Origin of the sequence: Bacillus sp. FCW2 (assembly GCF_021228595.1) — a bacterium.
GTDB lineage: Bacteria > Bacillota > Bacilli > Bacillales > Bacillaceae > Bacillus > Bacillus velezensis.
Genome location: NZ_CP089436.1, coordinates 261,473 through 279,795 on the forward strand (window position 1 = coordinate 261,473; position 18,323 = coordinate 279,795).

The window sequence follows — 18,323 nt, forward strand, 5'->3', positions numbered from 1 at the left end:
TATATGGCTAATAGGAATCATAATTCCCATTGCGAATTTATCTTTCAGTTTTACTATCTTCAGTTACTGTATATTTTAGCAATAACATTTTATTTCTACAAACAAAGTGCCTTTCTGTCAGGCGCTTGTATTTCATATCATATCACATCGCCTTCATTCATGTGTAAGATTTCACTCCGCAAAAAAACCAGAGGGCGAAGGAAGCCTCTCTGGTTTACGCGTAATACTGTTTGGTTATGTTTTTGACATATTGCTGTGTTTCCTTAAACGGCGGAATGCCTCCGTACCGATCTACGTTGCCGGGGCCTGCGTTGTAGGCGGCTAACGCGAGAGATACATTTCCGTCGTATTTCGTGAGCATCTGCTTTAAGTACTTCGTGCCGCCCTCAGCGTTCTGGACGGGATCAAGCGGGTTTGACACCCCGAGTGATTCTGCCGTGGAAGGCATGAGCTGCATCAGTCCCATTGCCCCCGCACCGCTGACCGCTTTCGGATTAAAGCCTGATTCCTGTTTAATAACCGCGCGGATCAGCTTTTCGTCCACTCCGTATTTTTCGGCCGCTTTCTGAATGGCGCTGTCTATTGAAAAGTTTCCGGTGCTGATGTCAGAAGCCGCATTCGCAGACTTTATGCTTGGGGAAGCGGTCTGTGAAGCTGCCGCGGAACCGGATGAAACGGGAATTCTCGGTGAATAAGAAGCGTGAGCGGTCCGCACGCCGTTTAAAATTCCTGATTCCGGCTGCTGCCGGACGGCTGTGTCCGTATACTGGCTGAGCAGCGCGCTGAAATTGGCAAGCGGGCTTTCTGAAGATTGCCCGCCTGAAGCCGTGCTTGTATGAGAGATTGATTGCAGCGCCATTGATTGCAGCTGGAGAAGGGCCGCCCAATTCGTTATATTCACTGTGTCATTCCACCTTTTTTTGTTTCTGTTCATAAAAACGCTGGATTTTATTTTTCGTGATCCGCTCTGGGATGCCGAATTGCTTGAGCAATTGTTCAAACCCCCGTTTTCCTTCATCCCAGTCAGCAGCTTCGAATTCCAATTCAAAGTCTTCTTTCTCTAAATATCGGCTGTGATCTAAAATGATTAAGCCTTTTTCTGATTCTTTTTCCGCGCGTGCGGTCGACAGCGTTCCGAAATAGCAAATGTGTTCTGAGTTGATTCCGAGACCTTCCAGCTGACGTTTGACGGGGCCTTCCGGAATCTTGAAGACGTCAAGATCAGGTGCCGCAAGCTCTTGATGGGTTTCCAGCAGACCGACCGCGGCAGGCTCTTTTAACGTCAGAACGAACGCGCCGTCTTTTTCTCGGATGCGGAGTGCTGATTTTTTTTGTTTCAGGGAAAAATCTTTCGTGTCGAAATAATGATTGACCTGCTGTTTAAAATCATGTTCTTTCATGCAGAGTGCTTCACTCAGCTTCAGAAATTCTGATTTTGTCAGCAGGTTTTTGAATTCAATTTCTATTTCTTGGGTCATGACAGTCTTCCTTTCAGGACGAAAATTTGTATAATTCCCATTATCTCTTTAGAGGTTACGTTTATCAATATCGACCTTGATATGATAAAATAAATGCTGTACTTTGTTAAAAAAGGAGAACATTATGCAAAAGAGAATTGAAATCCAAAATGCATCATTAACAGAAGACGCGCTCCGCTTGAAGTGCGGAGAGGACTTAAGCGGAGCGGAACGCAAAGCCTCAGGTCAAATGCTTGTTGATTCCGATCACTTTGCTTTTGTATACATACTTGAATCAGCTGACTCTTTTGAATATGTCATTATAAAAGAACATATCTGGCCGGATCTGAAAGAAGCCTTAGACCAAAGAAAGCCGGCGGTCCTTGAGGCCGGCGGAAAAACGGTTGAACTTTCAGGGCTGCATGAAGAACTCGATTATCTTCTTGAAAATATTAAAGATAATGCAAACTACGGAGATATGGAAGAAAAAGTGAAAAACGTATTTCTTTAGAACAGGTTCGGAATTGGGGGATGTACGATGGATGACAAACAATGGGAGCAATTTCTAGCGCCATACCGCCAGGCTGTTGAAGAATTAAAGGTGAAGCTGAAAGGCGTCAGAACCCTTTATGAGTATGAAGATGACCACTCACCGATTGAGTTTGTGACAGGCCGCGTGAAGCCGGTGGCGAGCATACTTGAAAAAGCGAGACGAAAAAGCATACCGCTTCATCAGATTGAAACGATGCAGGATATCGCGGGGCTGCGTATTATGTGCCAATTTGTCGATGATATCCAGATCGTCAAAAATATGCTGTTTGCCAGAAAAGATTTTACCGTTGTCGATAAGCGGGATTACATAGCAGAGCATAAGGAAAGCGGATATCGGTCTTACCACCTTGTCGTTTTATATCCTTTACAAACAACGTCCGGTGAAAAGCACGTTCTTGTGGAAATACAGATTCGGACGCTTGCCATGAACTTTTGGGCAACCATTGAGCATTCACTGAATTACAAATACAGCGGGAACATTCCCGAAAAAGTAAAGCTGAGGCTGCAGCGGGCCTCAGAAGCCGCATCCCGGCTCGATGAAGAAATGTCAGAAATCCGCGGAGAAATCCAGGAAGCCCAAGCCGCGTTCTCGCGAAAGAAAAAAGCGGGAGACCGCCAGTAGGAAAGGAGGGGAATGGCATGAAATTTGCCGTTTCTTCAAAAGGAGACGAGGTTTCAGATACACTGAAAAGCAAAATACAGGCGTATTTACTCGATTTTGATATGACCTTGGATGAAAAAGAGCCGGAAATCGTTATTTCCGTCGGCGGTGACGGAACGCTTCTTTACGCATTTCACAGGTACAGCGACCGTCTCGATAAAACGGCGTTTGTCGGAGTTCACACGGGGCATTTGGGTTTTTATGCCGATTGGGTTCCGCAGGAGATAGAAAAGCTCGTTCTGGCCATCGCCAAAACGCCGTATCATACCGTGGAGTATCCCCTTCTTGAGGTGATTGTCACTTATCATGATGAAGAGCGTGAGGAGCGGTATCTGGCTTTGAACGAATGTACGATCAAAAGCATAGAAGGCAGTCTCGTCGCTGACGTGGAAATTAAAGGCCAGCTGTTTGAAACGTTCAGGGGAGACGGTTTATGTCTGTCCACGCCTTCCGGAAGCACGGCTTATAATAAGGCGTTAGGCGGCGCAATCATCCACCCTTCCATCAGAGCGATTCAGCTTGCGGAAATGGCATCCATTAACAACAGAGTGTTCAGGACTGTCGGCTCGCCGCTTTTGCTTCCCGATCATCATAACTGTGTCATCAAACCGAGAAACGACGTCGACTTTCAAGTCACAATTGATCATTTAACCTTGCTGCATAAGGATGTCAAGTCCATTCTATGCCGTGTGGCAAATGAAAAAGTCAGATTTGCAAGATTCCGCCCTTTTCCGTTTTGGAAAAGGGTGCAGGACTCCTTTATCGGAAAAGGCGAATAGAAAGAGGAAACGGATTGGACAACTTTTTTATCCAAAAGAACATGACTGCCCGGGAAGCCGGCATGACGGTAAAAGAATATACGGCGCAGCTCGGCATTTCAAAGCGGCTACTCGCTGACATTAAATTCGGCGGGGGAGACCTGCTTGTGAACGGAGAGCATGTAACCGTCCGCACCGTGTTAGCGGACGGAGACGTGCTTAAGATTGAATTTCCGAAGGAGCATGTGAGTGAAACGCTTTTGCCTGAGCCGGTTCCGCTTGATATTCTTTATGAAGATGACCATGTGCTTGTGGTCAATAAACAGCCGTATGTCTCCTCAATTCCATCAAGAGAACACCCGTCGGGAAGCATCGCTAACGGAGTGATCAGCCACTACCGAAAAAGCGGCGTGCCATCAACGGTTCATCTTGTCACCCGCCTTGACAGGGATACATCGGGGGCGATGCTGATCGCCAAACATCGGCTTTCCCATTCTCTTTTGTCAGCAGCGCAGAAGAAGGGGCTTGTCAGCAGGCGGTATCTCGCTGTCGTACACGGCATCATGCCGCAGAAGGAAGGAACGGTGGACGCGCCCATCGGAAGAAAACACGACAGTATTATTGAGCGGATGGTAACGCCGGAGGGACAACGAGCGGTGACGCATTTTCAAACGGAAAAAGCGGGACATGCGTTTACGCTTGCAGCCCTGCGGCTGGAAACGGGGCGGACGCATCAAATCCGGGTGCACATGAGCTACCTCGGCCATCCGTTAGTCGGTGATACACTGTACGGCGGAAAAAATGAGGGAATTGCGCGGCAGGCTCTTCACAGTGAGCGGCTTTCATTCGTACACCCCATGACCGGAGAAACGCTCGTTTTTCACGCCCCGGTGCCTGACGATATGAAAACATTAATTGAACACATGTAAAGCCCGAACCGTGTGCCGGTTTCGGGCTTTTTTCATGCCTGCCTGCCGTGATCCTCGCGAAATCGTGAAGCATCATACGGCATTGAGCTTTCCACAGAGACGGTTTCGTGCTCGGGAAAACGAAAGCCTGTCAGTTGATTGCCGAAGACGCAGCCTGTGTCAATGTTGATTGTACGGTTGACGATCCGGGGGCGTTTTACCGGGGTATGGCCGTAAACAATCCATGCCTTGCCTTCGTAAGCGGCGGCCCAGTCTCTTCTGACGGGTCTGCCGTCGGGATACGTTTCACCCGTGATATCGCCGTACAGAACAAATTCTTTTACCTTACGCGAGTATTTACCGATATCGTCAGCTTTTATGCCGGCGTGGGCGACAACGAGATCGCCATTATGTAAAATGTCATAAAGCGGCGCTGACTCATATAATCGGATGAATTGTCTGGAGACTTCCGTTCTGTCGGCGGGAGACAGCTCTTTCAGTTCGGCTGCCGTCGTTTCCAGTCCGTGCATCACTTTTACGGGGTTTCCTTTTAAGTAACGATACAGTTTGTTGCAATGATTTCCCGGGACATAACGGACGGCTCCTTTTTCATATGCTTTTGCCACAAAACGCATCACTTCTACGGATTTTGGGCCTCTGTCCGTTAAATCCCCCGCAAAGACAAGCGTCCTGCCTTCAGAATGAACGGGCGTTCCGTCTTTCACTTCATATCCGAGCTTTTGCATTAACGCGATCATTTCGTCATAACATCCGTGTATATCGCTGATGATGTCATAAGCCATTCGTGTCAGCCTCCTTATTAACGGTTTTTTATTTATTATGGGGCTAATTCCTATACCTAATTACGCTGTTTTGGTACAAATTAAAAAAGAATTAAAGAAATAAAGCCTTATCACTTTTTTTTCGCGTTCAGCCTTGTTAGAATATGCGTTATGTTTTTAAAAAAAAGTAAGGTTTCGCCCGCTTTAAGCGGGCTTTTATAGCCCTTGTTTTAAGGAGGTATTTACGAATGGAACACACATCAGTCGCATCTTTAGTCGTCGTTCTGATCGTCGCTTTTTTGACGCCGCTCCTTTTACATCGGTTTAAGCTCAGCATCCCCGTCGTCGTCGCGGAGATCATCATGGGGCTTATTATCGGAAAAAGCGGCCTGAATCTTGTCGTTCAGGGAGACACGTGGCTGGAGACGCTGTCTGTTCTCGGCTTTATCTTTTTAATGTTTTTAAGCGGCTTGGAAATTGATTTTTCTTCATTTGAGAAAGGGAAGAAAAAACAATTCCTTCCGAATGGCAAGGAAGCGCCCAACACGTTTTCTGCCGCACTGATTATCTTTTTCGGCATCTTTATTTTATCATTGCTGCTGTCCTATGCTTTTGTATTAGCCGGTTTTATACAAAACGCATTTTTAATGACGCTTATTATTTCGACGATATCACTCGGCGTGGTGGTCCCGACTTTAAAGGAAGAACGGATCATGAACTCCAATATCGGCCAGATTATCCTGCTTGTCGCCGTTATCGCGGACTTGGCTACGATGATTCTGCTCGCTTTCTTCTCTTCTCTTTACGGAGAAGACAGCGGAAATATGTGGCTTCTGTTGATCCTTTTTGCCGCGGGGGTCGTGCTGTATTTCTTCGGCAGGATCTTTAAACACCGTTCATTTGTGCAGTCGATGTCTAAAGGCACCGTGCAGATCGGCACGAGAGCCATTTTCACACTGATTATCGTGCTTGTCGCTTTATCGGAATCTCTCGGGGCGGAAAATATTCTCGGCGCGTTTTTGGCAGGCGTTCTGGTATCGCTTCTGTCTCCGAATAAAGAAATGGTGGAACAGCTGGATTCATTCGGATACGGGTTTTTAATTCCGATCTTTTTCGTCATGGTCGGGGTGAAATTGGACATTTGGACGCTTTTCCAAGATCCGAAAACATTAACGATGATTCCGCTGCTTCTGCTTGCGCTGTTTATCAGCAAAATGTTCCCGGTGTTTTATTTAAAGAAATGGTATGACAAAAGAACCGTGTTTGCTTCGGGCTTTTTGCTGACGTCCACGCTGTCGCTTGTTATCGCGGCGGCTACGATCGGAGAAAGGCTCCACATTATCAGCGCCAATATGTCCGGCGCGCTGACTTTAGTTGCGGTTATTGCCAGCATCATCTCGCCGATCGGCTTTAAGAAATTATTCAAGCGGCAAAGCGCGCCGCAGGAAAAAAAGCGCATTACATTTATCGGCGCCAACCAAATGACGCTTCCGGTTACGCTGGAATTGCCTGTGGAGGAATATGAAGTACGGGTCGTCCATGTGTATCAGGAAAATGCCGGGGAAACGCTTGCGGAATCGGTTTTTTCGGTTGACACGATTTCTGATTACGAGCCCGGCACGCTTGAGTCGCACGGTATTTTCAAAACGGATATTCTTGTCGTGGCGACGGGAAATGAAGATGTGAACGCCGAAATTTCCTTAATAGCGAAAGAGAAAGGGACTGAGCGTATCATCGCAAGCGTCGGCTCGGTTGAGCATGAAACAAAACTGAAGGAAGAGGGCATCAGTATTTTTTCTATCCTTCTGTCTACAAAGACGCTCTTGCGCGCATTAATTGAGGCACCGGGCGTGATGAGCCTCCTGACGAATGAGGAGTCTTCGTTATATCAGATCAATCTGGAAAACCCGGCGTATAACGGCATCATTCTGCGGGAATTTCCGCTGATGGGCGATGTGATTTTCGTCCGGATTTTCAGAGGTGTGGACAGCATCGTTCCGCACGGAGACACGCGGCTGAAAACAGGAGACCGTCTCATCGTCACGGGCTCGCGCAACTACGTGTCGGAACTGAGAAAAATCCTTGAAGCTTGACCAAATTGCAATTCGTGATAATATAGAAGGCATAACAATTAAATCATTAATCGTATGACCACTAGGGGTGTCCTTCATAAGGGCTGAGATAAAAGTGAGACTTTTAGACCCTCATAACTTGAACAGGTTCAGACCTGCGTAGGGAAGTGGAGCGGTATTTTTTTGGGGTTCCTTTTATCCATTTAAATTCCAAACCACTTTTCCGATGCGGGAAAGTGGTTTTTTTATTTTATCAGGGGGGAAGACATGATGACATTTTCTGAAGAATGCAGACAGGCGGCTGCCGAATGGTGGGACGGAAGTTTTGTTCATCCGTTTGTAACGGGAATCGGTGACGGAAGCCTGCCGATAGACCGTTTCAGCTATTACGTGCTGCAAGATTCCTACTATTTGACGCATTTTGCAAAAGTTCAGGCGTTCGGCGCCGCATATGCCGAAGACTTGTTTACGACGGGCAGGATGGCGGGCCACGCTCAAGGGACATATGAAGCGGAAATGGCGCTGCACCGCGAGTTTACGGAGCTTTTAGGGATTACGGAAGAAGAGCGTGCGGCATTTAAACCGGCACCGACCGCCTATTCTTATACGTCTCATATGTACAGATCGGTGATGAGCGGCAATTTTGGAGAAATATTAGCTGCGCTTCTGCCCTGTTATTGGCTTTATTATGAAGTCGGCGAACACTTAAAAGAGTGCAAACCGGAGCATCCGATTTATGAAAAATGGATCGGTACATACGGCGGAGACTGGTTCAGACAGCAAGTCGAAGAACAAATCAGCCGTTTCGACGAGATTGCTGAAAACAGCACAGAGGACATCCGCGCGAAAATGAAAGAGAATTTTGTGATTTCAAGCTATTATGAATATCAATTTTGGGGAATGGCCTATCAAAAAGAAGGCTGGTCCGAGAAGGGCGGAAAAGAGGTGGAATCCTTTGGAGCTGCACGCGGTAACTGATAATCGCAAACCCGTTGCCGAGCTGGCCGAGGATATTCTTTCGATTCAGCGCGAAGTAAGCTTTATCCATATCCGTGAGCGGGATAAAACAGCGGGAGAGATCATGCAGCTTTTGTCCCTTTTGAAAAAGGGCGGTGCGGATAAGGACAAATTGATTATCAATGACAGGGCGGATATCGCGCTTTTTGCCAACATACACCGTGTTCAGCTTCCGTCCCGCAGCTTTTCCGTAAAGCAGGTGCGAAGCAGATTTCCCCATCTTCATATCGGACGTTCGGTTCATTCGCTGAAAGAAGCCATCCAAGCTGAAAAGGAAGATGCGGATTATGTGTTGTTCGGCCATGTATTTGAAACCGAATGTAAACAAGGACTTGAAGCAAGAGGCATCAGCCTGCTTTCAGAGATCAAACGCACGCTTTCCATCCCCGTCATCGCAATCGGCGGAATGACAATGCAGACGATCGGACACACAAAGCAGGCGAAACCGGACGGAATTGCCGTCATGTCAGGTATATTCTCAGCTGAAAATCCTAAGGAGGCGGCAAAACGGTATGCACGCGCGGTAAGGGAGGCCGATTATGAAGAAGCACTATGATACAGCGGTGATCGGCGGCGGAATTATCGGGTGCGCCATTTCTTATGAGCTGGCGAAGACGCAGCAGAACGTTGTCTTGTTTGAAGCCGGAGAAGTCGGCCGAAAAACGACAAGCGCTGCCGCGGGAATGCTGGGCGCTCATGCGGAATGTGAAAACCGGGATGCGTTTTTTGATTTTGCCATGCACAGTCAAAGGCTGTATGAAGCGGCGGGGCAAGAGCTTGAGGAAGCTTGCGGCATTGACATCAGGCGCCATAACGGCGGAATGCTTAAACTGGCGTATACCGAAGAAGATATCGCCCGTCTACGGAAGATGGATGATCTGCCTTCCGTCACCTGGCTTTCAGCGAAAGATGCCCTTGAAAAAGAGCCTTACGCTTCAAAAGACATTCTCGGCGCAAGTTTTATAAAAGACGATGTCCATGTCGAACCGTACTATGTCTGCAAAGCGTATGCAAAAGGAGCGCGGCGCTATGGCGCTCACATATATGAGCATACACAAGTCACCTCCGTAAAACGGGTGAACGGAGAATATTGCATCACAACATCCGGCGGGGATGTCTATGCTGACAAAGTCGCAGTTGCAAGCGGTGTATGGAGCGGCCGGTTTTTCAGCCAGCTCGGCTTGGGACAGCCTTTTTTTCCTGTGAAGGGAGAATGCCTTTCCGTGTGGAATGACGATACCCCGCTGACCAAAACCCTTTACCATGATCATTGTTATGTCGTCCCGAGAAAAAGCGGCCGGCTTGTCATCGGCGCCACGATGAAACAGGGCGACTGGAGCGATACGCCTGACATCGGAGGAATTGAGGCCGTCATTGCAAAAGCGAAAACAATGCTTCCCGCCATCGAACATATGAAAATAGACCGGTTTTGGGCGGGTCTCAGGCCGGGAACAAGAGACGGAAAGCCGTTTATCGGGCGGCATCCTGAAGACAGCGGCATCATCTTCGCCGCCGGCCATTTTCGGAACGGCATCCTGTTGGCGCCGGCAACGGCTGAAATGGTGCGGGATATGATCCTGGAAAGACAGATTAAACAGGAATGGGAAGAAGCGTTTCGAATTGATCGCAAGGAGGCTGTTCATATATGATCCTTCAGCTGAACGGAAAACAAATTGATTGGAATCGAAATGAGGGGACGGTTCAGGATTTGCTTGAATCGTACCAGCTTGATCAAAGAATCGTAGTTGTGGAGAGAAATAAAGAAATCATTGAAAAAAAGAATTATGAAAATACAAGTTTGTGTGACCGCGATGTCATAGAAATTGTCCATTTTGTAGGAGGCGGATGAGGATGTTAACAATAGGCGGAAAACAGTTTCAGTCAAGATTGCTGTTAGGAACGGGAAAATATCCGAGTTTTGAGATTCAGAAAGAGGCGGTGGCTATCTCGGAATCAGATATTTTAACCTTTGCGGTGCGGCGGATGAACATCTTTGAAGAGTCTCAGCCTAACTTTCTCGAACAGCTTGATTTGTCTAAATACACGCTTCTGCCGAATACGGCCGGTGCCGCAACGGCTGAAGAGGCGGTCCGAATCGCAAGGCTTGCCAAAGCTTCAGGGCTTTGTGACATGATAAAAGTAGAAGTCATCGGATGCAGCCGGTCACTTTTGCCTGATCCGGTTGAAACGCTGAAAGCATCAGAACAGCTGCTCGAAGAGGGATTTATCGTGCTTCCGTATACGTCAGACGATGTCGTGCTCGCAAGACGTCTTGAGGAGCTCGGAGTGCATGCCATTATGCCGGGCGCTTCTCCGATCGGTTCCGGTCAGGGAATTTTAAATCCGCTGAATCTTTCCTTTATCATTGAACAGGCGAAGGTGCCGGTCATTGTCGATGCCGGCGTCGGATCTTCAAAAGACGCCGCCTACGCGATGGAGCTCGGGGCTGACGGCGTGCTGTTAAATACCGCTGTGTCAGGCGCTGATGATCCGGTCAAGATGGCCCGGGCGATGAAGCTTGCCGTAGAAGCGGGCCGCCTTTCTTATGAAGCCGGGAGAATTCCGGTGAAAGATTACGGAACTGCAAGCAGTCCGCGAGACGGTCTTCCGGTATGACGGACAGATATTCCAGACAGGAGCTGTTTCAGCCGATCGGTCCCTCCGGCCAAGAGAAGCTCCGGTCGTCTCATGCCGTGATTATCGGCGCGGGTGCGCTTGGGACGGCAAGTGCGGAGATGCTTGTCAGAGCAGGGGTCGGGAAGGTAACGATCGCTGACAGAGATTATGTGGAGTGGAGTAATCTCCAGCGCCAGCAGCTTTATACCGAAGACGATGTCAGACAGGAAATGCCGAAAGCCGCGGCGGCTGAAAAACGGCTTCGATCTATAAATAGTGATGTAGAGGTCGAGGGATTTGTCATGGATGTCACTGCGGAAAACGCACCCGGATTGATTCGTGACGCCTCTCTCATCGTGGATGCCGCCGACAACTTTGAAACGAGGCTGATTGTGAATGATGCGGCTGTGCAGAAAGGGATTCCCTTTCTGTACGGCGCCTGTGTCGGCAGCTACGGGCTCTCTTTTACCGTCATTCCCGGTGTCACGCCGTGCCTTCACTGTCTGCTTGAGACATTGCCTTTAGGCGGTATGACATGCGATACGGCGGGAATCATCAGCCCGGCTGTATTGCAGACGGCCGTTTTTCAGGCAGCAGATGCGCTGAAGCTGTTAACGGGCGGATCTATCGAGCATGTTCTCCGTTCCTTTGATTTATGGAAAAATGAACGGTCAGAAATAAACGTCGCCCGTCTTAAGTCGGCTGATTGCCCAAGCTGCGGCACAAACGATTTTCCGTTTTTATCCTATGAAAATCAGACAAAAGCGGCGGTTCTGTGCGGGCGGAACACGGTGCAGATCAGAACGGGGATCTCCGAACAGTTTGATCTGCAAAAACTTGCGGGACAGCTCAGACGGACAGGGCTTGATGTTTCAGCCAACCCGTATTTAATTTCGTTTTGCACAGACAAGTTCAAGATGGTTCTGTTTCGTGACGGCAGAGCATTAATACACGGCACAAGTGATATCAGCAGAGCGAAATCTTTTTATCATAAATGGATCGGATAATGCGAAAGGAGAGAAAAACATCATGAGCATATGCAAAGCATTGACGATTGCCGGATCAGATTCAGGAGGCGGCGCCGGTATACAGGCGGATCTCAAAACCTTTCAGGAGCTCGGCGTTTTCGGGATGTCAGCCATTACAGCGGTAACCGCCCAGAACACTTTGGGCGTTCACGGCATTTATCCGCTCACCCGGGAAGCGCTGGGCAGCCAGATTGACGCGGTGGCGGAAGATTTGCGGCCTGACGCTGTAAAAACGGGAATGCTGTGGAGCGCGGAAATGATTGCGGAAATTGCGGAAAAAACGGATCAGTACGGGCTTGATCATGTCATCACCGACCCCGTCATGATTGCCAAAGGAGGCGCTTCCCTGCTGCGTGAGGAATCTCAGGCCGCGTTAAAAGAGCTGTTAATTCCGCGCAGCTATGCGGTGACGCCGAATGTTCCGGAAGCTGAGGTATTGACGGGAATGGAAATCCGAACGTTTGAGGACCGGAAAAAAGCGGCCGAATGCCTTTGCAAGCTTGGTGCAAAGCATGTCATCATAAAAGGCGGACACCAGCCTGAACAGGGGAGAATCGTTGATTTATTATTTGACGGTTCGTCTTTTACCCAAATCAGCCACGCTTATATTGACACCAAACACACCCACGGAACAGGCTGCACGTTCGCAGCCGCGCTGACGGCGGAAACGGCAAAGGGGAAAAGCATTCAGACCGCGTTTGAGACAGCCGTCAATTTTGTGCGGGAAGCCGTGGAACATACGCTCGGCATCGGAGAGGGACACGGCCCGACCAATCATTTTGCCTTTAAAAGGAACAGTCTGCAGACGAGATAAAAAAGAGACCGCTTCAACATCCGCGGTCTTTTTCCCATGCTTTCAATCTGGACAAGGTTATGATATGATAAAAATTAAGATCAGGTACTAAAACTATGTCTTTAAGACGATTACAGGAGGCTTTATACATATGAATTTCTCACTTGAAGGCCGCAACATCGTTGTGATGGGCGTTGCCAATAAACGCAGTATCGCATGGGGAATCGCCCGTTCGCTGCATGAAGCCGGAGCGCGCCTCATTTTCACTTACGCGGGAGAGCGCTTGGAAAAATCAGTTCATGACCTTGCGGCTACATTAGAAAGAAATGATTCCATCATCCTTCCGTGTGATGTGACAAATGACGCTGAGATCGAAACTTGCTTTGCGAGCATTAAAGAGCAGGTCGGCGTGATTCACGGCATCGCGCACTGCATCGCGTTCGCAAACAAAGAAGAGCTTGTCGGCGAATATTTAAATACGAACCGCGAAGGATTCCTGCTTGCGCATAACATCAGTTCTTACTCTCTGACAGCGGTCGCAAAAGCGGCGCGTCCGATTATGACTGAAGGCGGAAGCATCGTTACACTCACTTACCTCGGCGGAGAGCGCGTCGTTTCAAACTATAACGTAATGGGTGTGGCAAAAGCGTCTCTTGATGCGAGCGTCAGATATTTAGCCGCTGACTTAGGAAAAGAAAACATCCGCGTCAACAGCATTTCAGCAGGACCGATCCGTACGCTGTCTGCAAAAGGAATCAGTGATTTCAACTCTATCCTGAAAGAAATTGAAGAGCGCGCGCCGCTGCGCCGCACGACAACACCTGAAGAAGTGGGCGACACGGCTGCATTCTTGTTCAGTGACCTGTCAAGAGGCATCACGGGCGAAAATCTTCACGTTGATTCAGGATTCCATATTACCGCTCGTTAAATAACAAGCAGTCCCTTTCAGGGATTGCTTTTTTCTTTCTTCTGATTTTAATCATTCCGTCATATAAATAAAACATGACAGAATCGGAGGGATGAAGATGTCAAAACAAAACAGAAACGCGGAAAAAAAACCGCTCATGTATATTGTTCAGGCGGATTATTCAGACACGCAATCATCAATGCAGGACATATTAATCAAAAAAAGGAAAGCGCCTCAGCCGCCGGAAGAAGAGCCGATGCATGAAAAGCGGGAGGAAGAATGTAAAACTCTGCCTGAAGGAGCAGTGGCTGTCGAACCAGAAAAGCAAGTGCCTGAACAGCACAGCCGCGCAGAAGAAGAAGCCGTTCAAGAAGTTCCGGCGCAAGCGGAGCAGGACACTGCCAAGCCTGACGCCGCTAAAAAAGAGCCTGATACCGCTGAAAAAGAGCCTGAAGCGGTTCACAATGCCGCCCCAGAGGAAAAGGTTCCGCCAAAGCGCGTGAAAAAGCCGATGAGCAGAATGTCCATTCTTGAAAAAATTGATTTCTTAACGAAGCTGCCGCATAATATGCCGCGGACCCTTTGTCTGATAGAAGCCAACGGGAAAACCTACAGAGGCGTAATCGTCGGCAGAAAAAATAATGCGATCTTCCTGCGGACGACAAGCAACGGAGCGCCGGCAGAACTCGCGATAGACGATATTACCTCGCTGCATCCGCTTGGATTTTAACCATACAAAAAGCTGCCTGAATTCTTTAATCCGGCAGCTTATTTTTATGCTTTTTGATTTAAGAATGTGTGCGGTTGATCAGTCTCGGGTTCAGGCAATTGATGGCGCAGAAGCTATGGAGATCGACTTCAACGCAATAGTTCGTTTTTTCTAAACGGAATACATCGCAGAGAGAGTCTTTATCTGTAAAATCAAGAATGTGCTTATGCTCGTCAAAAGCAATAAGCAGGCTTAATGTGGCACAGCCGTCACAGACCCTTTCAACTCTGAAAAAAACGGTGTTAAAACACGGACCGTTATCCAGCTCGCCGACATTTCCGAATGCGGTAAACGGTGATGATTTAGAAGTGAAAAGCACAAACGGCACTGTATCGCCTAATGAAAAACCCGGCGATAAAAGGTTGGAATAGCATCCGGCCGGGCAATCTTCCTCAACCGCATTTTGCAGGTCTTCAATATTTTCTACCGCTTCACGCACACAGTATGTTGTATGCTTGCTCATAATATCCCTCCTGACTTCACGTTTTATATACCGGATCAAACGATATCGGAGAGTCAGCCGCCCGGAAGTCCGGGCGGGCTGATGATTGCATCTGTAATAGAAGGTTGGAAGGGGATTCTTCTTTAGGAAAGATGCGAATCAATGACTATCCGTGATGCTTTTTCTCTTTGTGCGGCGCAGGCCGGTCAACAAGCTCCGGTGAAAGGCATTGAATGGCGCTGAAGCAGCTCAGATCAACTTCAATGCAAAAATCTGTTTTTTCTAAACCGAAGAAATCCGGGTCACAAGGATGGCAGACGCTGAGGGTGTCGCCGTGCACATCTACGGGGCGCAATACTGAAAGCGTTGCGCAGCAATCACAAACTCTTTCTGCCCGGAAGAAAATAGACTCGAAGCACTGGCTGTCATCCGCAAATCCTCCGACGTTCCCGAATGTGGAGAACAAACCGCCCTTTTTATCAAACAAGAGAAACGGGATGGTATCTTTACCGGTAACCGTCGGGCTTAACAGATTGGTATAGCATCCAGTCGGGCATTGTTCTTCAACAGCCTCTTGTTCTGCTAAAATCTTCTCGACTGCATCGCATACACAACTTTCATCTCGGCCATGGTGTTTTCCGCAGCTCATGGATTTCAGCTCCTTCTTTTAGGGTATTTGACTTTTGTCTTTAACAACATATGTACGCGAGCCTCACTTGGTGTGGGTGAACGTCTATATATTCATCATATGCGGAGAAAATAAGAAAAAGCAGAGCATTTTTAGCTCTGCTTTTTCTTTTTAGAGGACAAGGGTGATGACTAAGACAGCAATCAGTAAATTTGTTGCTGTTGAGATCAACACTGCGATATCGGCATCTACTGTTGTCACGTTTACACCGCGGGAGTTTTCGATGAGCAGTTTTTGACGGTTGATTTGTTTGTTAGCTGTTAGCTGCAATAAGTCTTGTGCGACCAATTCAGCGATGACTCCGTCAGCGATTGAAGTGAGAGTGGCCGTTACGACTGCTGCATTAATCGCTGTCATGACTGAAGCGACTGCTTGAACGTCTGTTGACGTCACGTTAATATCACAAGAGTCTCTGATAATAATCGCTTCTTCAGAAACTTGTTTGTTGATATTCGCCTGAGCCAGGTCTTGGTCAAGGAAGGCATTATCTTCGCCGAATCCGTTTCCGTTACAGCAAACACTGCATCTTCTGCCTTCTTTTTCTTCTTTTTCTTCTCGCGGATGTTCGCATTCAGGATCAAGTGCAACCCAAGAGTATGGTCTGCTTTCCATATCTATTCCTCCTTTTCTTTTACTATTATTAAATGAACCGGCCCCTTACTTTGACTCAGGCATTTATCCTGATAAAAATCACTATTTTTTAGTTATTGACCGGGATTTTGGCGTCTTTGCCGGAGCTGTTCGATTAATTGTTCTCTGCGGGTTTTCGGGGTTGACTGCTGTTCTTGCGCTTTTTCCTGCTCTTTTTTCTGTTTCTGGCTTTCAAGAAAAGCTTCTGTTTTTGCCTGCATGTCTTTGACTAATGCGATCAGCATTTCTTTTTCTTCATCAGGGATATCCCGCATTTTATCCTTTGTCACGCCGTGTTTTTTGAAGACATTGCTGACAAGCACTTTTAAAAGCGGATCCACTTCTGGTAGATTTTCGAGTTCTTTTTTTAATTTTTCGTTATCTGCCATTTGTTCTCACCTCTGATTAAATATTTGAAAAGAAAGGTTAAAGGATGTCTAGTTCAGCAAAAAGTATATTTAATAATTGAAACAAAATTTGTACAAAGGCCATGATATCGTCTGCTGTCAGTGTGATTTTAATATTGCGGCTGTTCAGGACTTGAATGACGGTCCTCTTTTTTATTTGGCAATCATCCAGGATCAGCAGTTCGGTTGCGATTTGGTCGGCTGTGTCTTCATCTGCGATCGCGAGCTGTGTCGCGAGGATAATCGCCGTAGTAACTGAGGCTTGTATAGAAAGAGCGGCCGTTATATGTGTTGTATCTATTGTGACATTTTCGCAATCAATCACTTCGATCGTCTGCTCGAATTCGTTGGATAATTGTTCGTATATTTGCGGTTGCAGTGTTTCGACTTTTTCTTCAAACGACATAACCTTCACTCCTTTCTCATTCATACTTTATATAATGCAAATGAAACGCCGAGCGGAATAAGAAAAACAACTAAACCGCACCTATTTTTTTACCGGACAAGGTGCGATTCATGAAGATCAGGGTTTTCGCATATGTATAAAGAGGTCAAGTTTTGAAAAGGAGTGAACAGGTGGTTATCAATTGGCTTTCATTTATTCTGTTATCGTTTGCCGTTTTCCGGCTGGCCAGGCTTTTCGTATTTGACACCATTATGGCGCCGCTTCGGAGCCTTTTTCACGAGGAAAAAACAGAAACCGCACCAGACGGCACGACAGAAACCTACATTGTCATAAAAGGAAAAGGCATCAGGGCATTTATCGGTGAACTTCTCAGCTGCTACTGGTGTACGGGCGTGTGGTGCGCCGCCTTTTTAATTGCGGCCCAGATTGTGGTACCCGAGGCTGCGCAATGGCTGATTTTGCTGTTAGCCATCGCCGGCGCGGCCGGGATCATTGAAGCTGCGGTTTCTCGTCTTCTGCAGGAATAAGGCGGTTCCACCAGCAACTTACCGTCACTTTCGGCATAAACTGGCATATATGACATAAGGAAAGGAAGGATCACCATGAATCAATCAAGCAAACCTTCCCAACATTCTCCATACAAGTCAACTGTGCATCAGCCTTACGAAAAAAAAATTAAGAAAAAAGGCTGCGGCTGCGGCCAAAAGAAAAAACCGAAATAGCCGTTTTCTAAAAAACCGGAACTTCCGGTTTTTTTGTTTTTTGCCGAACGCCGGCCTCTGTTCGGCATAGATCATAGAAGGAGGGGATGTTATGAATATATTTGAATCATTCATAAACGGTAAATACCGCCGGCACAATCAAAACCAGCGGGAGCATGACAAATATATCTTATCTATTGAAAAGCAGCTGTCTGAGTTTGATGAAGCGGGATCGCGCTTTGAGGAATGGATAGATGTGTTTGCCGCCGAAACAGAAGCAAAACTGAAGAAAAATGAGCATTCTCACTAAAATGAATGAAATCCGCACCGGCCCTATGCATTTATCCAAGCCAAACAAGTCGGCTCACATAGAGTATAGAGAGTAAAGGAGGTGCTTAGATATGGGATTCGGATATGGCGGATTCGGCGGCGGCTACGGCGGTTATGGCGGCTGCGGCGGATACGGAGGCGGCTATGTCGGAGGCGGATACGGCTCAACATTTGTTCTTGTTGTCGTATTGTTCATCCTTCTGATCATTGTCGGTGCATCCTTTTTTGGCTAAACCTTAGCAAGACCTTGGATAAGCGCGGGACCGTTCAGTCCCGTGCTTCCCTGATGTATGAAGGAGTATAGAGACGGGGCACTCGGAATTTTTTCCTTGTCTTACGGGCACATGTTCCGCTCTTTATTCATACAATATCGTATTACTCCACAAAAGGAGGCACACC

General features: G+C 47.6%; 25 protein-coding genes and 1 riboswitch. Of the genes, 17 read left to right on the top strand and 8 right to left on the bottom strand.

The window, feature by feature from the left end:
* Positions 1-214: 214 nt before the first annotated feature.
* Both K3G25_RS01380 and K3G25_RS01385 read right to left on the bottom strand, forming a co-directional pair.
* Positions 215-901 (bottom strand): lytic transglycosylase domain-containing protein, encoded by a 687-nt coding sequence (locus K3G25_RS01380; protein ID WP_022553553.1) that lies wholly within the window; start codon positions 899-901, stop codon positions 215-217.
* Positions 902-905: 4 nt separating this feature from the next.
* Positions 906-1,478 (bottom strand): CYTH domain-containing protein, encoded by a 573-nt coding sequence (locus K3G25_RS01385; protein ID WP_029973141.1) that lies wholly within the window; start codon positions 1,476-1,478, stop codon positions 906-908.
* 124 nt (positions 1,479-1,602) lie between these two features.
* On the opposite strand from K3G25_RS01385, the gene K3G25_RS01390 reads away from it, so the two are divergent.
* The 4 genes from K3G25_RS01390 to K3G25_RS01405 are packed head-to-tail and all read left to right on the top strand — an operon-like array spanning position 1,603 to position 4,357.
* Positions 1,603-1,968 carry a UPF0738 family protein gene (locus K3G25_RS01390; protein WP_012117290.1) on the top strand — a complete coding sequence of 122 codons (366 nt, stop codon included), beginning with the start codon at positions 1,603-1,605 and terminating at the stop codon, positions 1,966-1,968.
* Positions 1,969-1,995: 27 nt separating this feature from the next.
* Positions 1,996-2,631 carry a GTP diphosphokinase gene (yjbM, locus tag K3G25_RS01395; RefSeq protein ID WP_003155019.1) on the top strand — a complete coding sequence of 212 codons (636 nt, stop codon included), beginning with the start codon at positions 1,996-1,998 and terminating at the stop codon, positions 2,629-2,631.
* Positions 2,632-2,648: 17 nt separating this feature from the next.
* Entirely contained in the window at positions 2,649-3,449 is an 801-nt protein-coding gene (locus K3G25_RS01400) for an NAD kinase (protein ID WP_003155018.1), read from the top strand.
* Positions 3,450-3,463: 14 nt separating this feature from the next.
* Positions 3,464-4,357 carry an RluA family pseudouridine synthase gene (locus tag K3G25_RS01405; RefSeq protein WP_160216808.1) on the top strand — a complete coding sequence of 298 codons (894 nt, stop codon included), beginning with the start codon at positions 3,464-3,466 and terminating at the stop codon, positions 4,355-4,357.
* Positions 4,358-4,389: 32 nt separating this feature from the next.
* Here K3G25_RS01405 and prpE read toward each other — a convergent pair whose 3' ends face one another.
* Entirely contained in the window at positions 4,390-5,139 is a 750-nt protein-coding gene (gene prpE / locus K3G25_RS01410; RefSeq protein WP_007409101.1) for a bis(5'-nucleosyl)-tetraphosphatase PrpE, read from the bottom strand.
* A 227-nt stretch (positions 5,140-5,366) separates the two neighbouring features.
* Between prpE and K3G25_RS01415 the strand changes: the two genes are divergently transcribed.
* The 10 genes from K3G25_RS01415 (at position 5,367) to K3G25_RS01460 (ending at position 14,281) form a co-directional block, all read left to right on the top strand.
* A complete protein-coding gene (locus K3G25_RS01415; protein WP_014417428.1) occupies positions 5,367-7,211 on the top strand; it encodes a monovalent cation:proton antiporter family protein in 1,845 nt (614 codons plus the stop codon).
* Between the two features lie 53 nt (positions 7,212-7,264).
* Positions 7,265-7,373: riboswitch (TPP riboswitch) on the top strand.
* A gap of 87 nt (positions 7,374-7,460) precedes the next feature.
* Positions 7,461-8,168: a thiaminase II gene (gene tenA, locus K3G25_RS01420; RefSeq protein ID WP_015417218.1), complete on the top strand. Its 708-nt coding sequence runs from the start codon at positions 7,461-7,463 to the stop codon at positions 8,166-8,168.
* Positions 8,146-8,763 (top strand): thiazole tautomerase TenI, encoded by a 618-nt coding sequence (gene tenI / locus K3G25_RS01425; protein WP_232489538.1) that lies wholly within the window; start codon positions 8,146-8,148, stop codon positions 8,761-8,763. Before tenA ends, tenI begins: the two co-directional genes overlap by 23 nt.
* Positions 8,747-9,856, top strand: a complete 1,110-nt coding sequence (gene thiO, locus K3G25_RS01430) for a glycine oxidase ThiO (protein ID WP_014417430.1) — start codon at positions 8,747-8,749, stop codon at positions 9,854-9,856. Before tenI ends, thiO begins: the two co-directional genes overlap by 17 nt.
* The gene (thiS, locus tag K3G25_RS01435; protein ID WP_007409096.1) at positions 9,853-10,056 is read left to right on the top strand and encodes a sulfur carrier protein ThiS; all 204 of its coding nucleotides are present in this window, start codon (positions 9,853-9,855) and stop codon (positions 10,054-10,056) included. Before thiO ends, thiS begins: the two co-directional genes overlap by 4 nt.
* The gene (gene thiG, locus K3G25_RS01440; protein WP_099721942.1) at positions 10,053-10,823 is read left to right on the top strand and encodes a thiazole synthase; all 771 of its coding nucleotides are present in this window, start codon (positions 10,053-10,055) and stop codon (positions 10,821-10,823) included. Before thiS ends, thiG begins: the two co-directional genes overlap by 4 nt.
* Complete coding sequence (gene thiF / locus K3G25_RS01445; protein WP_021494992.1) at positions 10,820-11,830, top strand: thiazole biosynthesis adenylyltransferase ThiF; 1,011 nt, start codon at positions 10,820-10,822, stop codon at positions 11,828-11,830. The genes thiG and thiF overlap by 4 nt, the downstream gene beginning before the upstream one ends.
* A gap of 22 nt (positions 11,831-11,852) precedes the next feature.
* Entirely contained in the window at positions 11,853-12,665 is an 813-nt protein-coding gene (thiD, locus tag K3G25_RS01450; RefSeq protein WP_029973134.1) for a bifunctional hydroxymethylpyrimidine kinase/phosphomethylpyrimidine kinase, read from the top strand.
* 130 nt (positions 12,666-12,795) lie between these two features.
* Positions 12,796-13,572, top strand: coding sequence for an enoyl-ACP reductase FabI (gene fabI / locus K3G25_RS01455; protein ID WP_003155001.1), 777 nt, complete (start codon positions 12,796-12,798; stop codon positions 13,570-13,572).
* Between the two features lie 97 nt (positions 13,573-13,669).
* Positions 13,670-14,281, top strand: a complete 612-nt coding sequence (locus tag K3G25_RS01460) for a CotO family spore coat protein (RefSeq protein ID WP_099721943.1) — start codon at positions 13,670-13,672, stop codon at positions 14,279-14,281.
* Positions 14,282-14,339: 58 nt separating this feature from the next.
* Here the strand turns inward: K3G25_RS01460 and cotZ are convergent, their stop codons facing one another.
* From cotZ to K3G25_RS01485, 5 genes are all read right to left on the bottom strand, one after another.
* On the bottom strand, positions 14,340-14,783 hold the full coding sequence (gene cotZ, locus K3G25_RS01465; RefSeq protein ID WP_003154997.1) for a spore coat protein CotZ: 444 nt from the start codon (positions 14,781-14,783) through the stop codon (positions 14,340-14,342).
* Positions 14,784-14,928: 145 nt separating this feature from the next.
* Positions 14,929-15,411: a CotY/CotZ family spore coat protein gene (locus tag K3G25_RS01470; protein ID WP_029973132.1), complete on the bottom strand. Its 483-nt coding sequence runs from the start codon at positions 15,409-15,411 to the stop codon at positions 14,929-14,931.
* A 150-nt stretch (positions 15,412-15,561) separates the two neighbouring features.
* Positions 15,562-16,062, bottom strand: a complete 501-nt coding sequence (locus K3G25_RS01475) for a spore coat protein (protein WP_017417463.1) — start codon at positions 16,060-16,062, stop codon at positions 15,562-15,564.
* A gap of 92 nt (positions 16,063-16,154) precedes the next feature.
* Entirely contained in the window at positions 16,155-16,469 is a 315-nt protein-coding gene (locus K3G25_RS01480) for a spore coat protein (protein WP_110124647.1), read from the bottom strand.
* Positions 16,470-16,506: 37 nt separating this feature from the next.
* Complete coding sequence (locus K3G25_RS01485) at positions 16,507-16,893, bottom strand: spore coat protein (RefSeq protein WP_003154992.1); 387 nt, start codon at positions 16,891-16,893, stop codon at positions 16,507-16,509.
* A 170-nt stretch (positions 16,894-17,063) separates the two neighbouring features.
* Here K3G25_RS01485 and K3G25_RS01490 point away from each other — a divergent pair, with 170 nt between their 5' ends.
* The 3 genes from K3G25_RS01490 to K3G25_RS01500 all read left to right on the top strand — a co-directional run bounded on the left by K3G25_RS01490 (position 17,064) and on the right by K3G25_RS01500 (position 18,157).
* Complete coding sequence (locus K3G25_RS01490; protein ID WP_014417437.1) at positions 17,064-17,420, top strand: DUF1360 domain-containing protein; 357 nt, start codon at positions 17,064-17,066, stop codon at positions 17,418-17,420.
* 286 nt (positions 17,421-17,706) lie between these two features.
* Positions 17,707-17,904: a hypothetical protein gene (locus K3G25_RS01495; protein ID WP_012117306.1), complete on the top strand. Its 198-nt coding sequence runs from the start codon at positions 17,707-17,709 to the stop codon at positions 17,902-17,904.
* A 91-nt stretch (positions 17,905-17,995) separates the two neighbouring features.
* On the top strand, positions 17,996-18,157 hold the full coding sequence (locus K3G25_RS01500; RefSeq protein WP_007610678.1) for a YjcZ family sporulation protein: 162 nt from the start codon (positions 17,996-17,998) through the stop codon (positions 18,155-18,157).
* Positions 18,158-18,323 lie beyond the last annotated feature (166 nt).